Consider the following 2,430-nt stretch of genomic DNA (forward strand, 5'->3'; position numbering starts at 1 on the left):
CGCCGCGCGCAATGGCGGCGGCAGCGGGCGGCGGCACGGGCAGCGCGGGCGCGGGGACGGCCTCCTCGGCCTCCTCCTCGACTTCGAGTCCGGCGAAGCGGGCGCCGCGTGGCTTGCGTTTGGGCGCGGACGCGCGCTTCTTCTCCGTGGCGCCCTTGGGACCCTTCGCCTCCTTCGTCTCCGTCGCGGCGGCGAGGGTCGGAGCCGGGGCAGGAGCGGGGGTCCCGGCCGGGGCTCCGGAGCGCCGCCCCTCGTCGGCCCATTGGGGAACGTCCGTCGTACGGCGGTCTCCTGACGCGCCGTCAGCAGAAGCTTCGCGGTCGAGGGCTGAAGACTCCTCCGCGCGGAACCACCCCTCCGGCGCCAGCGGGCGCGGTGTCGGTGTGGGGCGCCCCGGCGTGGTCAACGATGTGAGCCTGGCGCGGAGTTCGGCGACGCGGGCCGTCGCGCGGGCGTGGTCGTCGCGTATCCACGCCAGTTCATGGCTGAGCTGCCGGGCGTGCGGGGCGTCCTGGGGAGTCGTACGGAGCAGCCGCCCCAGCTCCTCGGCCCGGCCCGCCGAGTACGCCTGCTCGCGCAGCATCAACTGAAGCCGCTCGGAGAGTGCTTCGGCGCCGCCGGACAGCCGGTCGTACGCCGCGGCCGAGGCCGCGTGCAGCCGTCGCGCCCGCGCGCTCTCGCGTGCCGTGTCCTGGGGGTCGCGCCCCGCCGCGTAGTCCTGGAGCAGCGAGTCGACAACGTCCCAGGGCGGGATCTCCGTACCCTCGAAGCAGGCGCGCAGACCTTCGGGATCACGCTCGCGGAAGACCGCGTACCAGCCGTCGCCCGGATCCAGGAGCGTGCTGAGATCCCGTAAGTACCTCGCGAACGCCCCGATCTCCGCCGGGAGTTGATGCACCGCCATCGCTGCCCCGTCCCTGCCTTTGCCGAAGGGAACCTTTCGGTCCGCTGCATTCGACCTCAGTCGTGTTACAGGACGGCTACAGACTGTTTTCCGGGACGGTGCGGACCACTCGCTGCGACGGCGCGCGCGGGTCAGAAGGTGACAGCGATACCGATCTGGGGACGATTCTTGCCCTGCGCCAGCCGGGCGGGCCAGTCGATCGTCCAGAACCGCCAGGTGTACTTGCGGGAGAGCATCCCCCGGATCCGTTCGGTGGCGGACTCGTCGAGCAGCCGTGCCGTGCCCTCTACGGTCGGCGCGCCCTCGGCGATCCGTCCGCGTACGTCGCACACCGCCACGACGACACGGCTGTTGTTGCGGATCCGCTTGACCTTGCCGGTGTTCGTCCTGGTCCAGACGAACAGTTCGCCGCCCTCCACCGCGTGCCAGACGGGTGTGGCGACGGCCGTTCCGTCCTTGCGGTAGGTGGTGAGGCTGATGTAGCGGCTGGGGGCTATCTCGTCCAGAGTCGTCACGGGCGGGAGCCTACGCCGTCGCGGGATCGCCCCGGTAGCCCCCTCCGTCACTCCTCCACCAGCTCTCAGGCGGTCGGTGACGGGACGGCGACAGGCGTGCGAACGGGCGGTGAGGGCCGGCCCGCGCGCCGTCAGACCGGCACCGGTACGCAGTTCGCGGCGATCTCGTCCATGGACAGTCCGAGCGCGCCCGCCAGCGCGGCCACGGTGAAGAACGCCGGGGTCGGGGCGCGGCCCGTCTCGATCTTGCGCAGGGTCTCGGCGGAGACTCCGGCGACCGCCGCGACCTCCACCATGCTGCGCGTGCCACGCGCCTCGCGGAGCAGCCGGCCGAGCTGCTCGCCGCGCTCGCGCTCCTGGGGGGTGAGGGGAGTCCGTACCATTCCGTCATTCTAATACCGCGGCGCAAGCGTACCCCGCCCCATGGCCACCGGTATAGTTATTGGAATGGTGGAAATCAAAACCGATGCGTCCCTCGATTCCATGCGTGCCGCGGGCCGGGTCGTGGCCCAGGCGCTGACCGCGGTACGTGAGGCCGCGGCCGTGGGCGTCACACTGCGCTCCCTCGACGAGACCGCGCGCGCCGTGCTGCGCGAGGCCGGGGCCGGCTCGCCCTTCCTCGACTACCACCCCGCCTGGGCGCCCATGCCCTTCCCCGCCGTCATCTGCGCGTCCGTGAACGACGCGATCGTGCACGGCATCCCGGACTCGACCCGGCTGCACGACGGCGATCTGGTGAGCATCGACTGCGGTGCGGTGCTCGACGGCTGGGTGGGCGACGCGGCGGTCAGCTTCACGGTGGGCCGCGCCCGCCCCGACGACCTGCGGCTGATCGACACGGCGAACGCGGCGCTGGAGGCGGGGATCGCGGCGGCCGTCGTCGGCAATCGCATCGGTGACATCGCCCATGCGATCGGGCGGGTCTGCCGCTCGGCGGGCTACGGCATCCCGGACGGCTTCGGCGGCCACGGGGTGGGCCGCTCGATGCACGAGGACCCGGGGGTGCCGAAC

The 2,430-nt window shown here is 72.3% G+C and carries 3 protein-coding genes and 1 pseudogene; 1 reads left to right on the forward strand and 3 read right to left on the reverse strand.

Annotated features, from left to right (window positions below):
• The 3 genes and pseudogenes from WH07_RS35330 to WH07_RS35340 form a co-directional block, all read right to left on the reverse strand.
• Positions 1 to 904, reverse strand: a pseudogene (locus tag WH07_RS35330) (hypothetical protein); the annotation flags it as partial.
• 131 nt (positions 905 to 1,035) lie between these two features.
• On the reverse strand, positions 1,036 to 1,419 hold the full coding sequence (locus WH07_RS35335; RefSeq protein ID WP_046509269.1) for a PPOX class F420-dependent oxidoreductase: 384 nt from the start codon (positions 1,417 to 1,419) through the stop codon (positions 1,036 to 1,038).
• A gap of 131 nt (positions 1,420 to 1,550) precedes the next feature.
• Positions 1,551 to 1,802: a helix-turn-helix domain-containing protein gene (locus WH07_RS35340; protein WP_046509271.1), complete on the reverse strand. Its 252-nt coding sequence runs from the start codon at positions 1,800 to 1,802 to the stop codon at positions 1,551 to 1,553.
• 64 nt (positions 1,803 to 1,866) lie between these two features.
• Here WH07_RS35340 and map point away from each other — a divergent pair.
• On the forward strand, positions 1,867 to 2,430 hold a 564-nt coding region (map, locus tag WH07_RS35345; RefSeq protein ID WP_046509273.1), incomplete at its 3' end, for a type I methionyl aminopeptidase.

Origin of the sequence: Streptomyces odonnellii (assembly GCF_000981895.1) — a bacterium.
Lineage (GTDB): Bacteria > Actinomycetota > Actinomycetes > Streptomycetales > Streptomycetaceae > Streptomyces > Streptomyces odonnellii.